At 55.8% G+C, this 17,780-nt stretch carries 15 protein-coding genes; 3 read left to right on the top strand and 12 right to left on the bottom strand.

All coding sequences use genetic code 11. The features are described 5' to 3' along the window. Positions 1 to 52 precede the first annotated feature (52 nt). From AC6ROY_RS12465 to AC6ROY_RS12445, 5 genes are all read right to left on the bottom strand, one after another. A complete protein-coding gene (locus tag AC6ROY_RS12465; RefSeq protein WP_500100777.1) occupies positions 53 to 1,846 on the bottom strand; it encodes a cache domain-containing sensor histidine kinase in 1,794 nt (597 codons plus the stop codon). 93 nt (positions 1,847 to 1,939) lie between these two features. Further along, a complete protein-coding gene (locus AC6ROY_RS12460; protein WP_500100879.1) occupies positions 1,940 to 2,752 on the bottom strand; it encodes a carbohydrate ABC transporter permease in 813 nt (270 codons plus the stop codon). A gap of 112 nt (positions 2,753 to 2,864) precedes the next feature. Continuing rightward, positions 2,865 to 3,755: a carbohydrate ABC transporter permease gene (locus AC6ROY_RS12455; RefSeq protein ID WP_500100775.1), complete on the bottom strand. Its 891-nt coding sequence runs from the start codon at positions 3,753 to 3,755 to the stop codon at positions 2,865 to 2,867. Positions 3,756 to 3,873: 118 nt separating this feature from the next. Next, a complete protein-coding gene (locus AC6ROY_RS12450; protein WP_500100774.1) occupies positions 3,874 to 5,490 on the bottom strand; it encodes a response regulator transcription factor in 1,617 nt (538 codons plus the stop codon). Positions 5,491 to 5,831: 341 nt separating this feature from the next. Continuing rightward, the gene (locus AC6ROY_RS12445; protein ID WP_500100773.1) at positions 5,832 to 7,946 is read right to left on the bottom strand and encodes a methyl-accepting chemotaxis protein; all 2,115 of its coding nucleotides are present in this window, start codon (positions 7,944 to 7,946) and stop codon (positions 5,832 to 5,834) included. A gap of 534 nt (positions 7,947 to 8,480) precedes the next feature. Here AC6ROY_RS12445 and AC6ROY_RS12440 point away from each other — a divergent pair. Further along, entirely contained in the window at positions 8,481 to 9,086 is a 606-nt protein-coding gene (locus AC6ROY_RS12440) for a P-loop nucleotide/nucleoside kinase family protein (protein ID WP_500100772.1), read from the top strand. Here AC6ROY_RS12440 and AC6ROY_RS12435 read toward each other — a convergent pair. Together AC6ROY_RS12435 and AC6ROY_RS12430 are read right to left on the bottom strand one after the other, a co-directional pair. Next, positions 9,049 to 9,618, bottom strand: a complete 570-nt coding sequence (locus AC6ROY_RS12435; protein ID WP_500100771.1) for an NUDIX domain-containing protein — start codon at positions 9,616 to 9,618, stop codon at positions 9,049 to 9,051. The genes AC6ROY_RS12440 and AC6ROY_RS12435 overlap by 38 nt on opposite strands. Positions 9,619 to 9,685: 67 nt before the next feature. Next, positions 9,686 to 10,588 carry a helix-turn-helix domain-containing protein gene (locus AC6ROY_RS12430; RefSeq protein WP_500100770.1) on the bottom strand — a complete coding sequence of 301 codons (903 nt, stop codon included), beginning with the start codon at positions 10,586 to 10,588 and terminating at the stop codon, positions 9,686 to 9,688. Positions 10,589 to 10,717: 129 nt separating this feature from the next. Here AC6ROY_RS12430 and AC6ROY_RS12425 point away from each other — a divergent pair, with 129 nt between their 5' ends. Continuing rightward, positions 10,718 to 12,697 (top strand): glycoside hydrolase family 127 protein, encoded by a 1,980-nt coding sequence (locus tag AC6ROY_RS12425; protein WP_500100769.1) that lies wholly within the window; start codon positions 10,718 to 10,720, stop codon positions 12,695 to 12,697. A gap of 182 nt (positions 12,698 to 12,879) precedes the next feature. Continuing rightward, positions 12,880 to 13,770 carry a hypothetical protein gene (locus AC6ROY_RS12420; RefSeq protein ID WP_500100768.1) on the top strand — a complete coding sequence of 297 codons (891 nt, stop codon included), beginning with the start codon at positions 12,880 to 12,882 and terminating at the stop codon, positions 13,768 to 13,770. 170 nt (positions 13,771 to 13,940) lie between these two features. Here AC6ROY_RS12420 and AC6ROY_RS12415 read toward each other — a convergent pair whose 3' ends face one another. The 5 genes from AC6ROY_RS12415 to AC6ROY_RS12395 all read right to left on the bottom strand — a co-directional run bounded on the left by AC6ROY_RS12415 (position 13,941) and on the right by AC6ROY_RS12395 (position 17,609). After that, positions 13,941 to 15,365, bottom strand: coding sequence for a DHA2 family efflux MFS transporter permease subunit (locus tag AC6ROY_RS12415; protein WP_500100878.1), 1,425 nt, complete (start codon positions 15,363 to 15,365; stop codon positions 13,941 to 13,943). A 376-nt stretch (positions 15,366 to 15,741) separates the two neighbouring features. After that, positions 15,742 to 15,918 (bottom strand): hypothetical protein, encoded by a 177-nt coding sequence (locus tag AC6ROY_RS12410; RefSeq protein ID WP_500100767.1) that lies wholly within the window; start codon positions 15,916 to 15,918, stop codon positions 15,742 to 15,744. A 276-nt stretch (positions 15,919 to 16,194) separates the two neighbouring features. Then, positions 16,195 to 16,461 carry a hypothetical protein gene (locus AC6ROY_RS12405; RefSeq protein WP_500100766.1) on the bottom strand — a complete coding sequence of 89 codons (267 nt, stop codon included), beginning with the start codon at positions 16,459 to 16,461 and terminating at the stop codon, positions 16,195 to 16,197. Positions 16,462 to 16,527: 66 nt separating this feature from the next. Continuing rightward, positions 16,528 to 16,965: a disulfide oxidoreductase gene (locus AC6ROY_RS12400; RefSeq protein WP_500100765.1), complete on the bottom strand. Its 438-nt coding sequence runs from the start codon at positions 16,963 to 16,965 to the stop codon at positions 16,528 to 16,530. Beyond that, a complete protein-coding gene (locus tag AC6ROY_RS12395; RefSeq protein ID WP_500100764.1) occupies positions 16,965 to 17,609 on the bottom strand; it encodes a DsbA family protein in 645 nt (214 codons plus the stop codon). Before AC6ROY_RS12395 ends, AC6ROY_RS12400 begins: the two co-directional genes overlap by 1 nt. Positions 17,610 to 17,780 lie beyond the last annotated feature (171 nt).

Below are 17,780 nucleotides of genomic sequence, written 5' to 3'. Positions count from 1 at the left end.
AGCTTGCCACTTCAGTATAGCCGAGCCCGCGTACAACCCGGGTAGGGTAAATTCACTTTCGTAGGGTGATGATTTTGCGGTCTTCCTCCTCGTCGAGCTTTACGGCCGGCAGCGTCAGTGTCACCACGGTGCGTACGCCCGGCTCGCTTTCCAGCCGCATTCGGGCTCCGGAGCCGTAGTAAAGCGCCAGCCGCCCATACACGTTGGACAAAGCGTAGGACGACCTTTCGGCGCTGTCCTGGTTCAGCTGCTTCCACACCTCATCCGCATCCATCCCGCAGCCGTTGTCCTCCACCGTCAGCCGCAGCCCGGCTTCGTCTCCGTCCACGCCAATGTAGATAAAGCCGCCCTCCTCCATGTCCCGGAAGCCATGCAGGATGCTGTTTTCCACCAGCGGCTGCAGGACGATCTTCACGATCGGCTGCGGCAGCAAGCGGGTATTTTTCAGCTCGACGACAAAGGTAAACAGCCCCTCATAGCATTTCTGCTGGATGCTTAAATATTGCCGCACATGCTCCAGCTCCTTGTCCAGCGTCGTCAGCTCGCGGCCCTGATTCAGACCTAGCTGGAACAGCTTGGACAGCGACAAAATCATTTCCTTCACATCCTGATGCTCCGCCGTCTCCGACTTCCACAAGATCGTGTTCAGCGTATTGTACAGAAAATGCGGATCAATTTGCGCCTGCAGCACCTTCATCTCGGATTTCCGCTTCTCCTGCTCAGACCGCTTCACCTCGTGAATCAGCTCATCCAGCCGGGCCAGCATCCGGTTGAAGCTGTGACCGACCCGGCCGACCTCATCCTGGTACACGCTCTCGAAGCGCACATCCAGCGAATCGCTGTGCTCGACCTTATGCATCAGCCCCTGCAGCCGGTACAACGGTCGGAGCAGCCGGTCGGCGAGCCAGCCGGACATGACCAGCGCCAGCGCGATGCAGACGCCCATGATCAGCAGCACCCACCACTTGATTGCAGCCATCGGACCGAGCAGCGCGGCCTTCGACTGCAGGCTGACCAGCGTCCACGTATCGGCCAGATTCAGTCGGGTATAATGAACGAGCAGCTCCTCCGCTCCCTGGCCCAGCGACAGATAGCCGCTCTCCTCCTCGCGCATCCTCTCCTGCAGCTTCATCCGCTGCTCCAGACTGGCCGCCTGCTCGGCGAACCGGACCGCCTGCTCACCGTCGCCGTTCAACAGCAGAAATCCGATCTTCTTGTCCTGGATGTTCCGAAACATCAGCTGCTTGAGCGCTTCCTCGCGAATATTGATGATGAGGTACACTTCAGCCGGAGTGTTTTCTACATAAGGCTGGAGCAGCAGCGAAACAACCCGGCCGCCTCCAGCAAACAGCTCATCGGTGTGGCTCTCCACCCAGATGGACGGCTTGCCGTTTCGGAGCAGCGGATACAAGGACGTGTCCTGCAGCCGGACGTGCGGATTGCGAACGGAGTGGGTTGGGTAAAACTCCCCGACCGGCGTGACGATCAGAATGGAGTCGATTGACGATTCCGTCAGCTTCACCTGGGTAAACGGAACCTGCAGCGCGGTCAAATATTGATAATAACCCGTATTGTTCCCGGACGCGACATCCTTCATCATCTGCAAAAACGGCTCGCTGATCATAATGGTCGACGAGGCGACCAAAATGCTCTTCAGCCGTTCATCCATGACCTGCGCCGATTTGTTCAACGTATTCAGACTAAGCTCCACCGCGTTGCTTTCCGCTACGCGCGAGGCCAAATAAACCGATGTCAGTCCGGTCACTGACGTACAGATAATCGCAAGCAGCACAAGCGCCGCCAGCAGCCTTTTTTTGAGCGAGAGCCGATACAGGAAACGCTGCATAGACCTAACCTCCCCCTCCAGCCGCATGAGCGCAACAAAACCTGACGGCATTCCCGTCAGGTCCTTACGCTGGCTCAGGCGGATTACGCTCGGCTACCCTTTGAGCGAACCTGCGGTCATCTGCATAAATGATTTGTTGGCGAACACATAAACAAGCAGCATCGGCAAAATCGAGATGCATGCGCCTGCCAGCATTAATTGTAATTCAGAGGCGGCCCCAAGTCCATATCTAAGATTGGACAGCCCGACTGTCAGCGTCTGCAGCTTCGGATTGCTCATCGTAAATACAAACGGCAAAATGTATTCATTCCATGCGTTCCGGAAGGCAAACAGCGCCGTAACCCCGATCGCCGGACGCAGCAGCGGCAGCACAATTCGCCAGTAAACCGTGTAGAAGTTGCAGCCGTCAATGTAAGCCGCTTCATCCAAATCCTTCGGAATGCCCTTGAAGAAGCCGATCAGCATAAAGAAGGACGTCGCATGGGCGCTGATCAAAATGAGCACCACGCCCCACAGCGAGGTGTTCAGTCCGAGCGCAACCATCAGGTCGAACTGCGGACGCAGCACAACGGCTCCGATCGAAATAAACATGGTGCTGGCCTGCAGCCCGACATACAGCTGCTTGCCTCTGAAGTGGCCGCGGTCTACCGCATAAGCCGCCATCGTCGTAATAAGCAGCGTACCCACCGTCGTCGCAAGGCTGACGAAGGCGCTATTCCATGTGAACAAGGCGAAGTTGGCCTTCTTCCAGGCATCGGCGTAGTTCGAAAACAGCCAGTCCTTAGGCAGCAGCGTCGCGCCGGAGGTGACCTCCAGATTCGTTTTGAATGAGCCTAGTATCGCCACAATGACTGGAAAACATGTAAAGACGGCAACTGCAAGCAGAAATACCCACAGCAGCGTCATGGACAGCACATGCAGCAGACGGGAATTACCGCCCTGCTTCGCTCCGGACAGCGCCGGCTTGATGGAAGTCGCAGATGAACTCATGCCATTCAGTCTCCTTTCGGGATGGAAGTTAGTACAGCTTGTTAAGCCTGCGGGACGCAGCAAAATAAACCAGGGTAATGGCTCCGACAATCAAAGCCGTAATAAAGCCGACCGCGCTGCCGTAACCGATCTGCTGTACGCTCGCACCTGTCGTGGAGACCGGGAAAAACAGCTTGTACACGTAAAGGAACATAACCTCGGTTTTGCCGAACGGACCGCCCTCGGTAAGCACCATAATATTTTCGTAGCCCTTCAGCGACACCGTAATGACCAGCATCATGATCATCTGCAAAATCGGCCCGAGCATCGGGATCGTCACGTACCAGAACTTCTGCGGCGTATTGGCTCCGTCTATAGCAGCCGCCTCGTACAGATCCTCGGGAATGTTTTGCAGACCTGCGAGAAACAGCAGCATATAGTTGCCGATCGCTCCCCAGATCGCGATAATGACGACAGTCACCATCGCATAATCAGGACCGAGCCATTCAATCGGCGATGAAATGATGCCGAGCTTCATCAAATATTGATTCAGGATGCCGTTGTAGGAGTTAAACACAATCCCGAATACAATCGACATGACCGAAGCGCTGATGATCGTCGGCATAAAATAGATGGCACGCAGCAGCTGGCGGCCGCGGATCGCGCGGTTCAGAATAACGGCCAGCAGCAGCGACAGCGGAATCGTAAACACAATTTTCCCCGCCGCGTACACAAATGTATTGACGACCGACTGCCAGAACACCTCGTCCTTCATCGCCCGCGTAAAGTTGGCCAAGCCGATAAATTCGGGCACTCCATAGCCCGGATATTCATAGAACATATAGCGAAGCGCCCACAGAATCGGGTATACCCCGAGCACCAGCGTGAGCACAAGGCTTGGAATAATAAATACATACGCATGCAAAGTCCTGTTTTTCACCTGCAATCCTCTCCCTGCTGTTATCGGTTGCCCTAACTATATAAGAACCGGCGCGTCAGGAGTGAGAGGGAATTTCACTTTGCAAGGGGGGTAATGTTACTGTCTGGGGAGAGCCCGATCAGTTGCCCGACTCGTACAGATGGCGAAACTCGGACGGCGTCATCCCGGTATGCCGCTTGAAAATTTCACTGAAATACGGCCGGTCCTCGTACCCGAGCGCCAATGATATTTCCTGCACCTGCATGCCTTGAATCAGCAGCTCCTTCGCCTTCTCCATCCGCTCATACGTGACGAACTGGGTAATCGTCATGCCTGTTACCTTTTTGAACAAATTCGAGAAATAGCTGCTGCTCAAGTACACCATCTTCGCATAGTCGCCGACCGATAAATTCGCGTCAATATGGGTCCGGATGTAGTCGATCACCTGATCGACCTGCTGGTTCGCTTCCTTGGCCTGCTGTCTGCGCACCCACTCGCAGCCGAGACGGCAAAACTCGGTGATCCGCTCCTGCAGCCCCGTTAACGAGGACGCCGTATCGCGCTGAATATCCCGCAGCTGCGCCTCCAGCTCCGTCCGGTCAGCGCCGGTCATTTTCTCGGCCATCGCGCGGTTCATCATAAAGGCCAGCTCGACGTACATCGTTTTCAGCGCGCCGGGGTCCGGCACGCCCCCTTCCCAGCGGCTGGCGGCATAAATCCGCTTTAACGCATCCAGCGCCTTCTCCTCATTGCCGATCCGGATGCTGTACAGCAGCTCCTTCTCCAGCTCCGGGTCAGGCCGCTGCGGCAGCGCCCGTCCCGCCTGCACCTGCTGAAAGCTGTACACACTGTCCCCGCCGGTGTAGAAGCTGTAGGACAACGCCGTCATCGCCTGCTGGTACGACTGCGTGATATGCTGAATATCGCGCACCTCCAGGCCAAGCCCGATGGATACGGTATGGCCGGAATAACGGGCGATATTTTCGCGGCAGCGCTCGGCGATCGTCTCTGCGCTTTCCGTCGGCGACGGGTTCAGCAAAGCGACAAACTGATGCAGATTTTCCCGGAACATGAGTCCCTTCGTGAAGCTGCCGATCGTTTCCTCGATAATATTTTGAATCGTAAAGCGGACCAGCTCCACCTCGGCGATCGGCAGCGGCTGGCTAATATCCGCAAAGCGGTCCACCTCGATCAGCATCACGATAAATTGCTCCCGGGCAATGTCAATGTCGAGAAAGTTCCATCTTTCCTCAATACTGGTCAGACTGGACGGCACCTGCAGCAGCATGCGGAAAAATTCCTGGCGCAGCACGGGCATGCTCTCCCGCACCTTGACCTCCATATCCTTCAGCCGCTCCTGCCGCTCCAGCTCCAGCTCGACCGCCTGCTTCGCCTTGAGCACAACCTCCACGATCTGCGCGCGCATAAACGGCTTCTGGATAAAATCGAAGGCTCCGAGCCGGATCGCCTGCTGGGCGTATTCAAAATCACTGTAGCCGCTCATGAAAATAATCCGCGTCAGCGCGCTGTGCTCCAGAATAAGCCGGGTCATCTCCAGCCCATCCATCCGCGGCATCCGGATATCCGTTAAAATAATGTGCGGCTTCGTCCGGAGAATCATCTCCATCCCGTCCTCGCCGTTGGACGCCGTTCCGACAACCTCAATGCCGTGGTCCAGCCAATCAATTTGATTCACGATGCCGTTCACGACCGTCCGGATATCGTCAATCACCCCTAATTTTATAAGCTGCGCCATGTCCAGCCACCTCCTGACACCGTATCTTGCCCCAGTATACGGGGAACCCGCGGCTCGGGACAGCCCCTAATTTCACTATTCGACGGGGACAAATGTATGGTTTGTCGATATGGATATACGTTGTCCAAACTGTGCTCGCCTAAGCCGCGACACCCGTATACCGCTGCCCAAGCTGTCTAAGCTGTCCATGTGTTTGTTAAGCCAGCGAGTTGGAACTCAGCCCCGCATTTCCGGCAACGCAAAAAAGCGCGCACGCTCGCCCGGCCATCAGGCCGACAAGCTGCACGCTCTTTCGCGCGAGTGAAATCCGGTTTTGAAGCTGGAAAATGATCTGCGGCCGCCTACTGCGCCTTCAGCGTAAACTTGCTCAGCTCGTCCTGCAGCTGGCTGGAGACATCCCGCATTTGCCCGGCCGCGGCCTGAATTTCCTCCATGGAGCCAAGCTGCTGCTGGGTCGAGGCGGACATCGTCACCACTTCATCCGATGCTTTGGCCGAGATGGCGGATACCTCCAGAATGGCGGCGGTCACCTCTTCCATTTCAGCCGACATCTGCTCGGAGGTTGCCGATACCTCCTGCATTTGATCGCTGACGACTTGAATATCGCTGGAAATACGGCCGATCATCGCCTTCGTTTTTTCCATAGACTGCATGCCGCTGTCGGTTTCCGTCTGCATGCGCTGCATGGCCGCCACCGTTTCCTCCACCAAGCCGCGAATATCCTGCAGCAAACTGGCGATCACGCCGCCTGAGTGCGAGGTTTCCTCGGCCAGCTTGCCGACCTCCTTGGCCACCACGGTAAAGCCTCTGCCATATTCGCCGGCACGCGCCGCCTCGATATTGGCGTTCAGCGCAAGCAGCTTCGTTTGCTGGGCGATATCGACGACGGTTTGAATCACTTCTCCGATTTGCGCCGAATGGTCATCAAGCCGCGCGACCACCTGCGCCGACTGGACTTGCGTCTGCTTCATGCCGGTCATCTGCCGCACCGTGTCCGCCAGCTGCGCGCTGCCTTCCACCGCGCTTTCACTCGCGCGCACCGCAACATGCGTCACCTCGGAGGCCGCTTCGGCAATCCGGGACACCCCCAGGGCGATTTCATTCATCGCGGTTGAGGATTCTGCCATCGTGCGCGTCTGCAGCGCAGAGCCATCGGCAATGCTTTGCACAGAATCGGCAAGCTGCTGCATCGCAAGCATGGATTCGTTCGATATGACGAACAATTGCTCAGAAGACGCAGCCGATCGCTCGGAAATTGCCTGATTGCTGCCGAGCACGTTGTTCATCGCCTGCTGCATCTGGTTCAGCGCGCTGCCTACCGTCTGCAGCTCATCCTGCGTATTCAGCCGGATGTCTTGCGAGAAATCGCCCGCCGCCATCGCAGCTACCCGGTTGCTCAACGTGCGCACCGTGTCCATGACATTGCGGTAAAACGCCGTGTAGAACAAAACAACAAGGGCAAATATAATCAAAATGATCGTCAACAGCACCGTTCGCTCCGACTCCAGTGCGCCGATTCGCTCGTCCAGCAAATGCTGCAGCTGCTCATAAATCAACTTGTACAGCTGGCTTTCCGCCTCGATCGTCTTTGTCCCTTGGGCAAAAAAATCGTCAGGCTTCATCGTAACCGGCCTTTTCTGCAAAATCTCGGCCGTTAACGTGTTCAAATAAGCCGTCACCGCTTGCGTTGCTTTCTCGCTTTGCCCGCCAAGCTCTGCCTGATTCGCCTGCTGGTCGCCAGATATTTTGCCCAATGACTTTTCCAGCTCCTTGAACGCATTCCGCGCCTGGGCGGCCTCGACGCTCAAGTGTACTCTGACGTCTTCAGGCAGCGCGCCTGCTGCAAGCACGCCGTTGCCCAATCCGCGAATAACGGCTACATTTTCAATCAGCGCAGGGAGCGCATTGACCAGAATATGGATCTGGTAATAAGAGCGAATATTGCCGTCCAGCGACAAGCCGGTCTCATCCGCGATGCTGACAATCAGACCTTGCATCTCGTCGATCAACACAGAATGGCGATCGAAGCTGTCGGTTGCCTTCAACTGCGTCACCCCGGCTTGCAGGGAAGTCCAGCTTGCTTTAAAGGACTGCCATGCCTGCGCGCTTTTCGGGATAGCTGCCGCACTGATGCTTTTATCAAGCTGGGTCAGCAAGTCGGTGATTTCCTGCCGCTTGGCATCAATTTGCGGCTGCGATGCCTGGTTGCCGTTCAAGTAACCGTTCATCAGCCCGCGATGCTGCTGCACCATCAGCATAAGCGGCACGAGCTGGTTCATCTGCTCAGCGCCATGCTGCTCGTTTTTCAGCGTCCGAATTTGCTGCTGCTGCTCAGCCATGAAGATGTAAAATAAAATCGCAATCGGAATTATAAACAATACACTCACGAGCACAAATTTGGGACCATACTTTAATCTTGACATAATCGCTGTAAACGGCTTTAATACGAAGTCCATGCTGCTGCCTCCAGATGTCCAATATCAATTCTTTGCTTCCATGATGCCCGCTTTGCCTTTCGAGCGATCAGCCTTGCTGCAGTCGCTTCCTGCTCCGTCGGCGCCTTCGACGATGCCGCTCTGCGTTGTCCGCTTTCTTTTTCGTGCAGCCGTACGTGTGGAGAGATATTTGACGGACTCCCCCTCCCGGCTTAGTCCCCAGCTTCATGCCTGAACGGGAAAAATCGCCGCGTTTCATTAATACGAGCTTGATTTGCACTAATGAGTTAAGTATAAGAGTATTGTCGCAGCACGTATAGTCATTTCTGGCAAATAAATGATCTTTTTCGACGTATTTCGCCAAAAACACGAAGATATTTCTCGTTCTCGGCACAAAGCCAGGTCCTGTCCCTTATTATAATAAACTAATTCCAAAAATGTAACAATTTCGGGCATTAATTTTTTGTCATTTTTTCATTGCCGAGCTGCGCAGCTGGAGTTCCCGATCCGGCCGCCGTATAATTAAAGCAACCTGTTCGCCAAAGGAGCGACGCTATGAGCAAGCCTACGATCCTGATGATCCTCGGCCCCGCCGGGGCCGGCAAAACGACGCTGGCCAAAGCGTTGGCCCGCCGCAGCCGAGCCCCCTTATTCGATATGGACACGCTGCTGCGGCCGGCCGCCGAGACGATCATGTTCATGTCCGGCCTCGACCCGAATGACCGCGATTCGCCGGTCTATAAAACGTACTGCCGCGACCTCGGCTACCGGATTACGATGGATGCTGTGCTGGAGCAAACCATGCTTGGTCTCGACGCAATCGTCGTCGGCCCGTTTACCCGCGAAACGGCGGACCCTCAGTGGCCGGAGCGCGAGCTGGCCCGGGCCGGTCTGTCCTTGCAGCACGTACGCTGGAAGGTCATCAGCGTTTACTTGGCTGACGAAGACGCCTACCATCAGCGCATACAGCAAAGAGCTTCCATACTGGACGTATGGAAGCTGGACAACTGGGACAGCTTTCGGCTGGCGCTTGGCCGCCGCGACATCTGCTGGCCGCTGCCCGCGTCAGCGATGCTCGACTTTGACAACAGCGGGCCGCTTGACGAGGACAAGCTGACGACGCTTATTTCGTTTGCGTTCGGAACAGACCATACCCCTTGAGCTGCTCCCATGCAGGATGACGGTCGGTCTGCAAGCCGTCCGCTTGCCCTTGCAGCGCAACCTCGACCAGCCAGCGGGTAAAGGGAGCGACATGCATCCCTTCCATCTCGGCGGCGCTGAAGAAGCCCGCTCCATCTACCTCCACGCCGTCCGGCTCCGGCTCCCCCGACACATAGTCCATCGCAAACGCGATGTACACGTTATGAATGCTGCGGGGCTGGTCGCGCAAGGCAATGACGCCTGAGACGACCGCCGCAATGCCCGCTTCCTCGCGCACCTCGCGCACCACGGTCTCCTCGATCGGCTCCAGCTGCTCGATATAACCGCCGGGGTTGGTCCAGTAGCCTTTTCCCGGCTCCTGCGCCCGGCGGACAAGCAGAACCTTGCCCTCGCGGACGACCAGCGCGCCGACGCCGATGCTGTAATTGCCCCAATGCACGAAGCTGCACTGCGGGCAAGCCCGGCGCAGCGTGCCGTCCACGTCGCGGTTTTCCAACGCATGACCGCAGGTCATGCAAAATTTAACGTCCATCCCTGCCACCTCAACTCGATGTATGAATCCGTAATTCCGTTTTCCACTATACCACACTGCAGCCATGTCACGCTGTCCCCGATTCTCCCGCATACTGCTTGCGGTAGCGGAGCGGGGTCACGCCGACCTGCTGCCGGAAGCAGCGGGTAAAGTAAGGCGTATAACGAAACCCGACATGCTCGGCTATCCGGGCCACCGACCATTCCGTCTTGAGCAGCAGCAGCTTCGCCTGCCCGATCCGGTACGCAGACAAAAACTCCAGCGGCGTGCAGCCGTAGCATTGCTTCATGCAGCGGATGATATAGTTCGGATGGAAGTGCAGCGCCTCCGCCAGCGACTCATTGGTCACCTCCTGCCGGTAGTGCTGCCGCAGAAACGCTTCCGTTCGCTCCGCCAGCGCCAGCACTGGCGAAGCATGAGCGGCTTGCCCTTCCGCAGCTAGGAGGCGAGCCAGCTCCAGAAACAGCTGCTGCTCCTGCCAGAAGGCGACGGAGCGTGTTTCGACGGACAGCTCCAGCAGCCGCTCCAGCATGCGGAAGCCGGCCTCCGCATCCCCCAGCGGACAGCTTTTCGGGATGGAAATTGCCGAGCGGCTCACGACCGGCCCCGTCTCCCGGTCATCCGGCAGCCGCTCGGGCAGCAGCAGTTCGTGCCCGGCGGCAGTCGTCACTTCCTTCCAGCCGCCTGTCGCCTGCATATGGACCCAGTAAAAGACCGTCTCCTCCGCGCAGGGGCTGACGGAATAATGATGGCCGTCCGGTCGCAGCAGCAGGCAGTCGCCGCGCGCCAGCAGCCACTCCTGCCCGTCCTCGCCCATATGCAGCCGCCCGCTGGCGACAAGCAGCAGGTCGAACAAGCCGAGTCCTGTCCGGTTCGGATGCTGCCAGCCTGGCGGCGCGATCGTTTTGCCGCTTTCCAGATAATACGGAAGCGGCGGTACTTGCAGCATGACCAGCCTCGTTTCCTGCATCGCCCCACTCCTAGCTGTGTGAAATTGTATCAAAAACAGGTTGCATTTCGTCGTCGTTTGGCTTCATTATACCAGCTACAATAAGGGAAGAAACAGCCAATTGCCCCTATAAAGGAGTGTTCATTTCCGATGATGACCAACCGCCCCCTGCAAGCCGCCAAGCCGTCTGTTCACATTGACGATCATTTTTGGACGCCCTATACCGAGCTGATCCGCAAGAAGGTGATTCCTTACCAATGGCAAGCGTTAAACGACGAGCTGCCGGACGCCGTTCCCAGTCACGCGATCCGCAACCTGCGCATTGCAGGCGGCCTGGAGGAAGGCGAGTTTGGCGGGCTTGTGTTTCAGGACAGCGATCCGGCCAAATGGCTGGAGGCAGTCGGTTATTCACTGGCCTCTCATCCGGACCCGGAGCTGGAGCAGCTCGCCGACGGCCTGATCGACCTGATCGTTCAGGCGCAGCAGCCGGACGGCTACTTGAATACGCATTTCACAATCAAGCGGCCTGGCGACAGGTGGACGAATTTGAAGGACGATCATGAGCTTTACTGCGCCGGACATATGATGGAAGCTGCCGTTGCCTATTACGAGGCGACCGGCAAGCGCAAGCTGCTTGATGCGATGTGCCGCTTCGCCGACTATATCGGCTCCGTATTCGGCGCCGAGTCGGGCCAGCTGCCAGGCTATGACGGACATCAGGAAATTGAGCTTGCATTGGTCAAGCTGTATAAAACGACCGGAGAAAGCCGCTACCTGCGGCTGAGCCGCTATTTTATCGACCAGCGGGGTCAGTCCCCCCACTTCTTCGAGGAGGAATGGAAGCAGCGCATGACGCGCAACCAAACGCCGCAGGCCGGCCCGATCCCGGCTGCCTGGCTGGCCTACAACCAGAGCCATCTGCCGGTCCGCGAGCAGAGCGTCGCAACCGGACATGCGGTGCGGGCTGTCTACATGTACACGGCAATGGCCGATCTGGCGCTGCTGCTACAGGACGAGCAGCTGCTCGACGCTTGCCGACGGCTGTGGGCCAATGTCACAACCCGCCAGATGTACGTGACAGGCGGCATCGGGTCCACGCATCACGGCGAAGCCTTCACCCGTGACTATGATTTGCCCAATGATACGGCCTATGCGGAAACCTGCGCGTCCATCGGCCTTATTTTTTTCGCGCAGCGGATGCTGCAGGCGGACCCGGACAGCCGTTACGCGGATGTGATGGAGCGAGCGCTGTACAATCTCGTGCTGGGCAGCATGTCGCTTGACGGCACCCGCTACTTCTACGTCAACCCGTTGGAAGTATGGCCAACCGCTTGCGAGCACAACCCTGGGAAGTTTCATGTGAAGGCCGAGCGGCAGCCGTGGTTCGGCTGCTCCTGCTGCCCGCCCAACGTCGCCAGACTGCTCGCTTCACTCGGCGATTATATATATACCGTACGGGGCGACAAGCTGTTCGCCCAGCTGTACATCGGCAGCGACGCAGAGCTGACGGTGGACGGCGAACACGTCCGGCTCAAGCAGCAATCGACGCTGCCGTGGAGTGGCGAGGTCAGCTTCCTGCTGCAGCTCGCGCAGCCTAAGCGCTTTACGCTTGCGCTGCGGGTGCCCGACTGGTGCGGCCATGCCGCAGAAGCTCTCCCAGCGCTGCGTGTCAACGGCGAAGCGGCCGATGCGAACATTCGGCTCGTCAACGGCTATGCCGAAATCGACCGGCTGTGGTTCGATCACGATCAGATCGAATGGACGCTTCCACTGCGGGCCCAATGGATCGAGGGACATCCATCGATTCGGGCTGTCGCAGGCAAAGCCGCGCTGCAGCGCGGCCCTCTCGTTTACAGCCTGGAGGAGATCGACAACGGCGCTCCGCTTGCCTCACTCGCCGTGTACGCCAACACGAGACTGGTTGAAACATTCGAGCCCGACTTGCTGGGCGGCGTGTACGTGATTGAAGGCGATGCGCTGCGGGATGATGCCGCGACCTGGGAGGATGCGCCGTATCGTCCGCTGCGTCAGCTCAGCCAGCCGGTCCGCTTTCGCGCCGTGCCTTACTGCAGGTGGGGCAACCGCGGCCGCGGCGAAATGACCGTCTGGACCCGGCTGGTCCAGCCGTAACCGGACGTTGTCCCGTCTGAACGGGATGGGACGGGCAAACGCAAGCGCGCCTAAAACCTTTCGCCGCCACCGGTTTGTGTGCTGGTGAATGGTTTTAGGCGTCTGCAGCCGTAAGCGCTCCGGCGCAAAACATGGTACAATAGGGGACAGAAAACAGAAGCAGAAAGGCGGCCAATGGAGCTATGGGATCTGCATTCCTGATTGAACCTGTCACCTACCAACCCTTCGACGATGAAGCCGCGCTGATCGAGCAGTGCAAGCTATGGGGGCTGCTGACCGATAAAGCGACGAAATCTAAAGCCTTTCTTTATAAAAGACACGGCGCAAGCCTACCCTGCACGATCATCGGCTTCGTCGATGCGATTACGGCTGTCATTGAATTCGAGGACCAGCGGCGGCACTGCATCCACCCTTCCTATTTGAAGGAAATGCAGGCGTCCGGCTTCGTCCAGCGGCTTAGCTCCGAAGCGACAGCCGAAGCCAATAGCGGAGACGCGGCCGATTCCGGTCAGCCCGCAGCTGACGCAGGGCCCCGTGCAGACGAAGGGCAGCCTGTCGAAGACAATAACACCAGCTATGCTCAAGGACAGTCCCCGGACACCAACGCCGGCTCTGCCGAGGCAGCGTTCTCTCCCGCCGCCGACAGCCCGCAGTCCGATTCCGATCAAGCGCAGCAGGCATCGCTTCAAGCAGAGCCACCCCTCACACTGGACGAGCAGCCACCCGCTGACAAACCGAAGAGCGCGAAAAAAACAAAAGCGGCCAAGCTGACGCTGCCCGAGGAGAAGGTCAGCATGACGGCCACCGTCAAAGCGTTTGTTACCGTGCCGAATCACTTCTCCGACAACGATGACGAGGTCGTCATTTACGAAGCGGTATGCATCACAGAGCCTGCTCTGGAGCTCGGCGAAGCGTGGTCAAGCCATAGCGCTACCTTGAAAAAGCTGGAGCTGGCTGTCGGCGACCAATTGACCTTCGAGGGCAAGCTCGTTGCCAAAAAGCTGACCAAGCATCCCGTCCCTTATAAAATCAACAATCCGGGCAAGATGAAAAAATCCTCCCCCGGCTCTTGAAGTCCTTCTGAACCGAAGCAAGCGGCCCGGTCCGCGGCGAACCCGCGCGTAACCCGCAGCACGACCCGCTCGCAGCAAAAAAGCTTCCAGGCAGCGCCACGCAGGCGCCGTCCGGAAGCTTTTTCACATACAAAGACGTACCGATTCAGCCGTCCCATGCCAGCCGCTGCTTAATGAACAGGCGCCCGCTGTGCATCCATTCCCGGCTCCGCTTTCGGCGGTACGGCCCGCTTAACGAAGAAGGAAATGATCAGTGCGAAGGCCACCAGCGAGAAGGCGAACAAAAAAGCGCTTTTCATCCCTGCAATCATCGACAGCACCTTGAGCTGCTCCGGCGCGAGGCTGGCGCCTGCATTGGCGGCGTATTTGCCCGCCGTAGTCGTCATCATACCGACCAGCAGCGCCGTTCCGACCGCTCCGGCGACTTGCTGCAGCGTGCTGATCACCGCTGTGCCGTGCGCATACAGCATCGGCGGCAGCTCATTCAGCGCATTAGTCATGACAGGCATCATCAGCATCGAGATGCCAAGCATCAGCAGCGTGTTCATGACCATAATGAAGGTATAAGAGGTTGATGTGTTGATAAAGGCAAATTGCCACAGCGTATTGGCGATCAGCAACAGACCGACAATGGCCAGCCATTTGGCCCCGAACTTATCGAACAGCCGCCCGTTGATCGGGGACATGATCCCCATCAAAATACCGCCCGGCAGCATAACCAGCCCCGCTTGAAACGGGCTGTAGCCTAATGCATTTTGCAGAAAAATCGGCAGCAGCATCATCGCGGAAAACATCGACATCATCACAATCATCATAATAACCGTGGACAGACGGAAGATTCGGTAGGAAAACACCCGCAAATTCAGCAGCGGCTGAGCAATCGTCAGCTGCCTCCATGTAAACAGGACGAGGGAGACAACGCCGACGCCAATCGGAATAAGCACCTGCAGACTGGACCAGCCTCCATGTCCTTCGCCCGCGCTGCTGAATCCAAATACGAGGCCGCCGAAGCCGAGCGTAGACAGCAGCAAGGACAGCACGTCAATTTTCGGATTTGTCGTCTCCGTTACGTTTTTCAGCTTCGCAAACGCAAAGAAGATAACAAACAGCGCAATCGGCAGCACGCCGTAAAACAGCACGCGCCAGCTGAAATGCTCAACGATGACACCGGACAGCGTCGGTCCGATCGCAGGCGCAAACGTAATGACAATCCCGATCGTACCCATCGCCGATCCCCGCTTCGCCAGCGGCACGACGGCAAATACGACGTTCGTCAGCAGCGGGAACAGCAGCCCCGTGCCTGCCGCCTGCAATACCCGGCCGATCAACAGCGTAGCAAAATTCGGCGACACCGCCGCGATGGCCGTACCGATAAAAAACAAACCCATCGCCGACAAAAACAAAGCTCGGGTCGTAAACCGCTGAATCAGAAACGCGGTGACAGGAATCAAAACGCCTATGACAAGCAGGTAACCCGTGGACAGCCATTGCGCCGTACCGGGCTGGATACCCATGTCAGCCATAATTTTGGTCAACGCCACATTAAGCAGCGTCTCATTCAATATGGCAACGAACACACCGAGGATCATCACCATCACAACAAGAAGGTTAGCTTTGCTTCCAAATGTTCCTTCATGCTGTTGAGGCGGTGCCTGTTCCGGATGATTTTTCAAGAATGATCTCCCCTTATGCTCAAAATCAATTTAAGTTAAGCTTAGCACGTCAACCGCGGCCGGATTTCTCTCCGATTGCGAAGTTATTCGGCCACATAACAGGAACATTCGTTCCGCTTCCATGCCTAACAAGTGCCTAACTCATCTTTAAGCATAACCACTATCCTACCAGCATTCCGTGAAAATGCATAGCCAGTATTTAAGTATAACCGAACTTTCCACCCGATATCGCAGGAAATTTACGCAATCTTAACCTAAAAACGATCCCTCCGGAGGCTGGAGAGATCGTTTCACCTTGTTATTTCCATGCTTTTGCTTCAACGCGTCTTTTTCTCCGGAATACTCTCCGCAGCATGCCTTCGTTTTGTTTTTCCTCCAAAAGCTGCTTGACCCCGCGGATCAGGTGTCTGTATCTCATCTCATCATCATGGCTCATCGTCTCCAAATGGTTAAAAAATCCTGGTCTCATATCCAAACATCCCTCTCCCATGGTAAATTAGAACTACTTTTAAAACCTCGTCCAGTTCTTTATATCTACACAATACCACATCATTTAGCATAAATCTCATGATTTAACGATTTTTTAGTTATTCTTGATCTACTCTTGATCTAATTTTAATCTAAATTTGTCGTTATGCGTAAATTGGTGTTTATTCCTGGAGTTTACAACAGCGCAAAAAGCCCCCTTTTGTCGATAAGGGAGCTTGCTCTTGCTTTATTCATCTGTTCGCCAGGCCTACTCCAGCCTGCTTCATGAAGCTAATACGGTAAGGATGATGACAGCCATGGAAATCAAGGTCCCCAAAATGCCGCCAACCACCCATGACTCTCTCTGCTTCATCACCACCGACAAAAGCAGATGCCCGGCAAACGGAACAACGTACAGGTAAAGGCGCACTCCTTCCGGGATGGACCCGTATTGATCAACGACGAATGCGCCTAACAGCAGTGGAATGAGCAGCAATGCGCTGTTTCTGATTTTTTTAACATTCAAGGCCCCGTTAAAATGAACATGCATGGCAGGTATTCCCTTCTATTCGATACTTGCTTCTTCCCGGACTCATTTCATACGCCCCATGATGGCTCAGCTTGTTTCTCCATGCCGATCCCGTCGAGACTTCAGTAATGTCAAACAAAGGAGGATAAGTGAAAAGCCGATTAAGGCCAAAAAAGGGATCGTAATAAAGCCTAGCCAATCTATGTAATCGACATTGCAGGGCACTCCGCGCGTGCATGGTTTAATTTCAACAAAGCCAGGCACCTTCTGCAGCAAATAGTGGTATAACGATATGGAGCCTCCAACGCAGGTCAAAGGCACTACATATTTTTTGATGGAGGTTTCATTGTAATATGCGGCTATGCCTAAAATAAGGCTGAGCGGATACATAAAGATTCGCTGGAGCCAACATAAATCGCAAGGGACGAAGCCGAGCACTTCACTGAAATATAAGCTGCCAAAGGCTGCAGCAAGTGACACCATCCATGCGGCATAAAGCAAATAAGGTTGAACGGAGGCTCTCATTATTTTTTACCCTCGACACTTTGGTCGATTAAGGATTTGATCTCATTCAAATCAAATGGATTCTGCACGATGGCGCCGTTAATCATAATCGTCGGCGTTTGCTTAATGTTATACGTTTCCACGAGCTCAGCATCAACTTTAACTTTAGCGAGCGTTGCTTGCTTTTTGATATCCTCGCTCAATTTGGTCAAGTTGATTGCTGGAGCAGACGCCCTCGCAACTTCAAGCAGCCTCTCCTCCGTGACCCATAGCCCGTCATGGTTTTCCTTCGGCTGGGCCGCAAATAACGCCTTGTTAAACGCCCAAAACGCTTCTTTATCCTGTTCAAAAACGGCTTCTCCGGCTATCGCGGCAAGCTCCGATTCTTTCCCGTGAAACAAGACGTTAATGTAAGAAAACCGCAGTTTGCCCGTGTCAATATAATCGGCTTTTAGCCTTGGATAGATGGTTTCACTCCACGCCTTACATGACGGGCATTTATAGTCGCCGAATTCAATCAGTGTCACCGGCGCCTGCTCTTGTCCCTGTACAGGCTGATCAACTAATGAAGGCATTTCCTTAAAAGCGACCGGCGTTTCATTGCTTGATGACATCCTGGTTACCCCAAACCATGCGATCAATAACACGATCACCGCTGCCGTCATGACGACAAGCCGCTTCACTGGGTTTCCGGCAGGCTTTGATGTGTAGGGAGCAGCCTTTGTTTGCTTGGACATCGAATTTCCTCCTTCATAAACAGAAAATGGATAGCTTGCGACCTATCAACCTCAGACGTTCATAAAAACTACGTGATGTAGTTTTAAATGTATGCCAAT

It is taken from the genome of Paenibacillus sp. sg306046, from assembly GCF_059821225.1.
This window is presented reverse-complemented; position numbering and strand designations above follow the sequence as displayed.

Bases quoted from the DNA above. Each gene is read 5' to 3' on its own strand.
- AC6ROY_RS12450 (WP_500100774.1), bottom strand. From the start codon at position 5,490: ATGGCGCAGCTTATAAAATTAGGGGTGATTGACGATATCCGGACGGTC.
- AC6ROY_RS12440 (WP_500100772.1), top strand. From the start codon at position 8,481: ATGAGCAAGCCTACGATCCTGATGATCCTCGGCCCCGCCGGGGCCGGC.
- AC6ROY_RS12430 (WP_500100770.1), bottom strand. From the start codon at position 10,588: ATGCAGGAAACGAGGCTGGTCATGCTGCAAGTACCGCCGCTTCCGTAT.
- AC6ROY_RS12425 (WP_500100769.1), top strand. From the start codon at position 10,718: ATGATGACCAACCGCCCCCTGCAAGCCGCCAAGCCGTCTGTTCACATT.
- AC6ROY_RS12460 (WP_500100879.1), bottom strand. From the start codon at position 2,752: ATGACGCTGCTGTGGGTATTTCTGCTTGCAGTTGCCGTCTTTACATGT.
- AC6ROY_RS12420 (WP_500100768.1), top strand. From the start codon at position 12,880: ATGGGATCTGCATTCCTGATTGAACCTGTCACCTACCAACCCTTCGAC.
- AC6ROY_RS12405 (WP_500100766.1), bottom strand. From the start codon at position 16,461: ATGCATGTTCATTTTAACGGGGCCTTGAATGTTAAAAAAATCAGAAAC.
- AC6ROY_RS12415 (WP_500100878.1), bottom strand. From the start codon at position 15,365: ATGGTGATGATCCTCGGTGTGTTCGTTGCCATATTGAATGAGACGCTG.
- AC6ROY_RS12435 (WP_500100771.1), bottom strand. From the start codon at position 9,618: ATGGACGTTAAATTTTGCATGACCTGCGGTCATGCGTTGGAAAACCGC.
- AC6ROY_RS12465 (WP_500100777.1), bottom strand. From the start codon at position 1,846: ATGCAGCGTTTCCTGTATCGGCTCTCGCTCAAAAAAAGGCTGCTGGCG.
- AC6ROY_RS12395 (WP_500100764.1), bottom strand. From the start codon at position 17,609: ATGACGGCAGCGGTGATCGTGTTATTGATCGCATGGTTTGGGGTAACC.
- AC6ROY_RS12400 (WP_500100765.1), bottom strand. From the start codon at position 16,965: ATGAGAGCCTCCGTTCAACCTTATTTGCTTTATGCCGCATGGATGGTG.
- AC6ROY_RS12445 (WP_500100773.1), bottom strand. From the start codon at position 7,946: ATGGACTTCGTATTAAAGCCGTTTACAGCGATTATGTCAAGATTAAAG.